The sequence below is a fragment of the Trebonia sp. genome (assembly GCF_030042015.1).
GTDB lineage: Bacteria > Actinomycetota > Actinomycetes > Streptosporangiales > Streptosporangiaceae > Trebonia.
The window spans coordinates 1-5145 of sequence record NZ_JASIAL010000032.1 but is presented as its reverse complement, the minus strand read 5'-3'; the positions used below and the strand labels follow the sequence as shown (position 1 = coordinate 5145).

Below are 5145 nucleotides of genomic sequence, written 5' to 3'. Positions count from 1 at the left end.
CTAGTAGCAGGAGACGAAACAGGGGAGAGCAGCGTCCCCGCTTAGCTTGGCATCCTTAAGTAACTGAAACGTAACCGCCTCACGTCTACCCGGGACAACTGGAGGGCGGCGATAGTGGACTCTTAGGGAGTGCTTCCCGAAGGAGCGTGGGCCGGGAAACGGGGGCGGCATGATCAAAAGAACTTTCCTGGTCTTTGCATCCTTGGCGCTTGCGTTCGCTACCGGAGCTTGCGGCAGTGGCGGCAGTGGCGGCAGTGGCGATGGTATATCAATAAGTCCCTCAACCGCGCCACCTGGGTATCCGTGCACGGAAATCAGTGAACCGGGCGCAAATATTGGATGCTATTACTTCGTAAGTAACGGTATTGCCGTCGCCTGCCAAACCAACCTGAGCGGGGGCAATTTTTGCACAAACACGAACGGCAACTATTACAACTATGATTTCGGGGAAACCGCTATATGCAAAAACGCAGGATGCACCAATACCGCCATCGTAACCGCCCCCTATGCCGCCAATTGCCCGGTCAAGATTGTATATAATAACCTTGTTAACGACGGCGAAGCATGGCGGGTAGTTAATCAAGAGCAAGATCAAAACAGCACCCAGCAACCAATCACTACTCAATTTATTTCCACTTCGGCGACCACTGTATCTACAAATTTCGCGGGGTCGGTCAGTGTTAACGTTGGCGGGAGTCTTAACGAGGTGTTTGCGACTATCTACGCGAATGTGCACGCACAGATAAATGCCTCAGTCTCCAAGACCGCGAGTACGGTAGTGGGAAACGAGGTGACAGTTACCATCCCGCCCGGAAAAACCGCATACGGAATATACGGCGTGAAGGTTCAGGTTACCGGCGGTCGCCTATCCCAGAGTGATCCATGCGGCGGACCTGATAATAACAACTACGGTGAAGTTCAGACCTACGTACCCCTCTCTCCCGGATGGTGCGTGTGGGTAAGCGGAGAGACGCCTTGCCGGGTCGTTCAAGGAAGTTGATGCGAGTTGCTCCATCAAACGGTCGCAAGCAACAGGTGACGGTGCATATGGGCCGACGACTTTACAGACCGCGCGCCAATATGCCTTGACCTACATTGCTACGGTCCCGCGGGTCCGCTTCGGCACACCACGTGCCTAATGGCTTTCGCTGTCATCACTGGGTTATGCGCCACACGACGTACGTCTCCGTCATCTCGTGCGCTTTCCGGTGGCTGGGATGACCTCGGGTTAGGGTCGGCTAATGTCTGCGTTAAGGCCTCGGCGTCTGTCCCGTCTCACCTTGGTCTATAGATTCTCAACGGTGCGGGTTACGAAAGGCTGCGCGATCGGGCGATGTCGGCCGCGAAACTAGCGAGATGGCCGGACGGGTCGTGGAGGCGCCGGAGCGGGTGGAGGTATGCGGTGGCATATGCCCCTTTCATCCGGATATTCGGGACCGTGGGCAGGGCGCCCGGCGGCCCCGGTTTCCACGATCATGGGTCGTTGGTGGTCATATGCGGCCATCAATGACCCACGATCATGAAAGCTGACCCTGCTGCCAGCCCGTAGGCGGTATGCGGGCAAGATGGGGAAGAATGAGAACCCTGTACTACAGTCCGGGTTTGTTACCTGACGGCCGGGTGGTCCTGATGCGTCCGGCGTGTCGCCTTGATACGGGTGGCGGCCACCCCATGCTCGTGCTTCGTGACAAGACAGGGCAACGGGATGGCCGCAGGGGTCATCGTAGAGGACCGGGCATGGCTGGGGAGACTGGACGGTGACCTGCGCGGGGTGCTGGCGCCGGTGTTCGCGCAGGCCAGGTCGCGGTTGACGGCGTTTTCGTACATCGGCGCGCTGCTGTCGGAGCGGGGAGACCGCAAGTCGTGCTGGCAGCTGGCGGAGGAAGCCGGGCATGCCACGCCGCGGCGGATGCAGGCGCTGCTGGCCGAATACGCCTGGGACTGGAAGGAGGCGCTGGCCGGCCTGCGGCGGTTCATCATCGCTCACCTGGGCGACGGCGAGGCGATCCTGGCGCTGGACGAGACCGCGGAGCTGAAGAAGGGCACGATGACCGCCGGCGTCGCCCGCCAGCATGCCGGGATCACCGGGCAGGTGGAGAACTGCCAGACCGTGGTGTTCGCCGCCTATGTCGCCGCCCGCGCGCACGCGCTGCTGGACTTCCGGCTCTACCTGCCGAAACAATGGTGCGCTGACCAGGCGCGGCGGGAGAAGGCGCACGTGCCGGACGAGACGGCGTTCACCACCAAGCCCGATCTCGGCGCGCAGATGATCACCAGCGCGGCCGGCGCCGGCGTCCCGTTCGCCTGGGTGGCCGCCGATGAGGTGTACGGCCGCAGCGGCAGGCTGCGGCGGGCGTGCGAGGAGGCCGGCAAGGGGTATGTGCTGGCGGTCCCGGTGAACTTCGCGGTCACCCTCCCGTCCGGGCGCAAGGCGGCCGTAGCCGCCGTCGCGGCCATGACGCCGGCCACCGCGTGGGAGACCCGCTCGTGCGGGCGCGGCTGCAAGGGCCACCGCGACTACGAGTGGGCCTGGGCCGGCACCGCCTCGCCGCGGCACTGGGTGCTGATCCGCCGCAGCCTGTCCGATCCGTCTGACCTGGCGTTCTTCTACTGCCACGCGCCGGAGGGCCGGCCGGCGTCGCTGCCCGTCCTGATCAGGACCGCTGGGCGGAGATGGCCGGCGGAAGAGTGCTTCCAGCAGGGAAAGGGCCAGGCCGGCCTGGACCAGCACCAGGTCCGGACCTGGGGTTCCTTCCACCGCCACACCGTGCTGTCCATGTGCGCCCAGGCGCTGCTCGCCATCGCCGCCGCCCGCCCCGCCCCGAACGGCCCCGGCGAACCGCCCGCTGCCGGCACTGCCGGCCAGCCCGAAGCGTGGGCCGACACCGGGAAACTGCCCGCCACCGCGGACGACGATCCCCCCGGAGACGAGCCTGGCCTGGTCAAGGTCAGCGTCCCCGAAGCCCGCCGCCTCGCCCGCCTGGCCACCGCGCCCATGACAGCCGCCACCCGCCAACTCGGCTACGCCTGGTCACGATGGCGCCGCCGCCACCAGGCCCGCGCCCGATGGCACCACTACCACGCCCAGCTCACAGCCGCACAGGTCACCTGAACCCAGCCGACAGAAAAGGAGGCCCGCCATGTAACAAACCGGGACTGTAGTACCGGTCTCGAAGGCGAGCGTGCCTTCTGCGGCGATTGCACCAAGAGTGCCCGAAATGCCGAATACGGGGGTTTGGTCAACATCACAACCGTGGTTTGGCCTTGATCGAGGGCAAGCCGCTACCTAGATTGACAAGTGGGGGAAGAAGGGGGACCAACGTTATGATTGTTATTGTCGTTATCTTGTGGGCTGTCCAGATTTGGGTGGGTTACCTTATCGGCAAACGCAAAGGACGCCCAGTTCTCGGTCTCGTGCTCGGGCTGCTGCTCGGGATCATCGGCTGGGCCATCATGGCCCTGATCCCGCGCACGCATGAGAAGCAGGTGCAGGACGCTGGGCGCCAGCAGAGCCTGCAGCTAGAGGCCATGCAGCGGGCGCAGTACCCGCCTCAGCAATACCTGCCCCCTCAGCAGTACCCGGCTCAGTGGACCGCGGGGCAGACATACCCGCAGGGCACCTTTCCCCTGTCGTCCGCACCGAAGCAGGAGCCTGACGAGCCGGACTGGACGGAGCTGAAGCCGGGAAGGCCGTCGCCGCAGTAGGCGGTATTCCGCGTGCTGGCTCGACAGGCGGCGTTCCCGCAACTGGGCAGGGCCATGGTCAGCCTAGGCGCGAGCCGCCGCGGCGCGGGCACGGGCGAAGACAGCGTCGAGCATCTCGCCGGTCACCCGGCCGGTGAACGTGTTCTGCTGGCTGGGGTGGTAGCAGCCGATCAGCAGCGCCGCGGGACCGCCGGGCCTGCGCAGCTCGACCTCGGCCGCGTGCGCGAACGCCGGCCGGGGCCTGGGCAGCTCGTATCCGGCCTGGCCAAGCGGCTGCCAGAGCGCCTGCCAGGCGAACCCGCCCAGGCACACGATCACCCGCAGGCTCGCCGCCACCATGCGCAGTTCCGCGGTAAGCCAGGGTTCGCAGGCATCCCGCTCGTCCGGCGTCGGCCTGTTCTCCGGCGGCGCGCACCGCACGGCCGCGACCATGCGGGCGCCGAGGAGCCGCTGGCCGTCCCCGGCGGACTCGCTGTCCGGCGCCGCGGCCAGCCCGCTGCGGTGCAGCGCAGCGAACAGGAAGTCGCCGCTGCGGTCACCGGTGAAGATCCGCCCGGTCCGGTTCCCGCCGTGGGCGGCGGGAGCGAGGCCGACGATGAGGATCGACGGCGCCGCGTCTCCCCAGCCGGGGATCGGCCGGCCCCAGTAGGGTTCGCCGCTGAAGGACCTGCGCCTGACGGCCGCGACCTTCTCCCGCCACGCGACCAGCCGCGGGCACGCCCGGCACACCGACTGCAGCGCGGTCAGTTCCGCCAGCGTGGCCGCTGCGCCCGCGAGTTCGCGGACCTGCGCGGGGCTCGCGGCCACGGGCGTCGCCGCGGTCGCCGGATCGCCCGGCCAGCCGGAGCCTGGCGCTACGGGACCAGCGACCATGCGATGCCGTCGAGGATGTCGTGCTCGCTGACCAGGACCTCGGCGAACCCGAACCGGACGATTATCCGGGTCAGCACCAGCGCGCCGGCCCCGATCACGTCGACCCGCCCGGGGTGCATGACCCCGATGGCCGCCCGCTCGGCGCGGGTCATCGCGAGCAGCCGGCCGGTGATCTCGCGGACCCGCGCGGCCGGTATCCGCGAATGGTGGATGCGGGCCGCGTCGTAGCGGTCCAGGCCGAGCGCGATCCCGGCGACCGTGGTGACCGACCCGGCCAGGCCGATCAGCGTCCTCGCCTGGCCCGCCGGGACGGCGCCGGCTACCAGGTCAAGCGCGCCGTCGATGTCCGCTGTCGCCGCCTCGATCTCACCCGCTGATGGCGGGTCGCCGTGCAGGTGCCGCTCGGTCATCCGCACACATCCGATATCCACAGAACGAGCGCCCCTGACTCCCCCGGGTCCGCCCAGGACGAACTCGGTCGAGCCGCCGCCGATGTCGGTGACCAGGTAGGGCGGCGGGCAGTTGCCCTCCGTGGCGAGCGCGGTGCCGGCCAGCTCGCGGGTCGCC

At 67.0% G+C, this 5145-nt stretch carries 4 protein-coding genes and 1 pseudogene; 3 read left to right on the top strand and 2 right to left on the bottom strand.

Annotated features, from left to right (window positions below; genetic code table 11):
* The first annotated feature begins 169 nt into the window (after positions 1-169).
* The 3 genes from Q1N79_RS01455 to Q1N79_RS01445 all read left to right on the top strand — a co-directional run bounded on the left by Q1N79_RS01455 (position 170) and on the right by Q1N79_RS01445 (position 3705).
* Positions 170-1000 carry a hypothetical protein gene (locus Q1N79_RS01455; RefSeq protein WP_300603150.1) on the top strand — a complete coding sequence of 277 codons (831 nt, stop codon included), beginning with the start codon at positions 170-172 and terminating at the stop codon, positions 998-1000.
* A gap of 684 nt (positions 1001-1684) precedes the next feature.
* Positions 1685-3112 carry an IS701 family transposase gene (locus Q1N79_RS01450; RefSeq protein ID WP_300603147.1) on the top strand — a complete coding sequence of 476 codons (1428 nt, stop codon included), beginning with the start codon at positions 1685-1687 and terminating at the stop codon, positions 3110-3112.
* A gap of 302 nt (positions 3113-3414) precedes the next feature.
* Positions 3415-3705 carry a hypothetical protein gene (locus Q1N79_RS01445; protein WP_300603144.1) on the top strand — a complete coding sequence of 97 codons (291 nt, stop codon included), beginning with the start codon at positions 3415-3417 and terminating at the stop codon, positions 3703-3705.
* A 63-nt stretch (positions 3706-3768) separates the two neighbouring features.
* On the opposite strand, the gene Q1N79_RS01440 is transcribed toward Q1N79_RS01445, so the two are convergent.
* On the bottom strand, positions 3769-4578 hold the full coding sequence (locus Q1N79_RS01440) for a uracil-DNA glycosylase (protein WP_300603141.1): 810 nt from the start codon (positions 4576-4578) through the stop codon (positions 3769-3771).
* Positions 4560-5145: pseudogene (locus Q1N79_RS01435) on the bottom strand (exopolyphosphatase); the annotation flags it as partial. The pseudogene Q1N79_RS01435 and the gene Q1N79_RS01440, both read right to left, overlap by 19 nt.

Bases quoted from the DNA above. Each gene is read 5' to 3' on its own strand.
- Q1N79_RS01455 (WP_300603150.1), top strand. From the start codon at position 170: ATGATCAAAAGAACTTTCCTGGTCTTTGCATCCTTGGCGCTTGCGTTC.
- Q1N79_RS01440 (WP_300603141.1), bottom strand. From the start codon at position 4,578: ATGGTCGCTGGTCCCGTAGCGCCAGGCTCCGGCTGGCCGGGCGATCCG.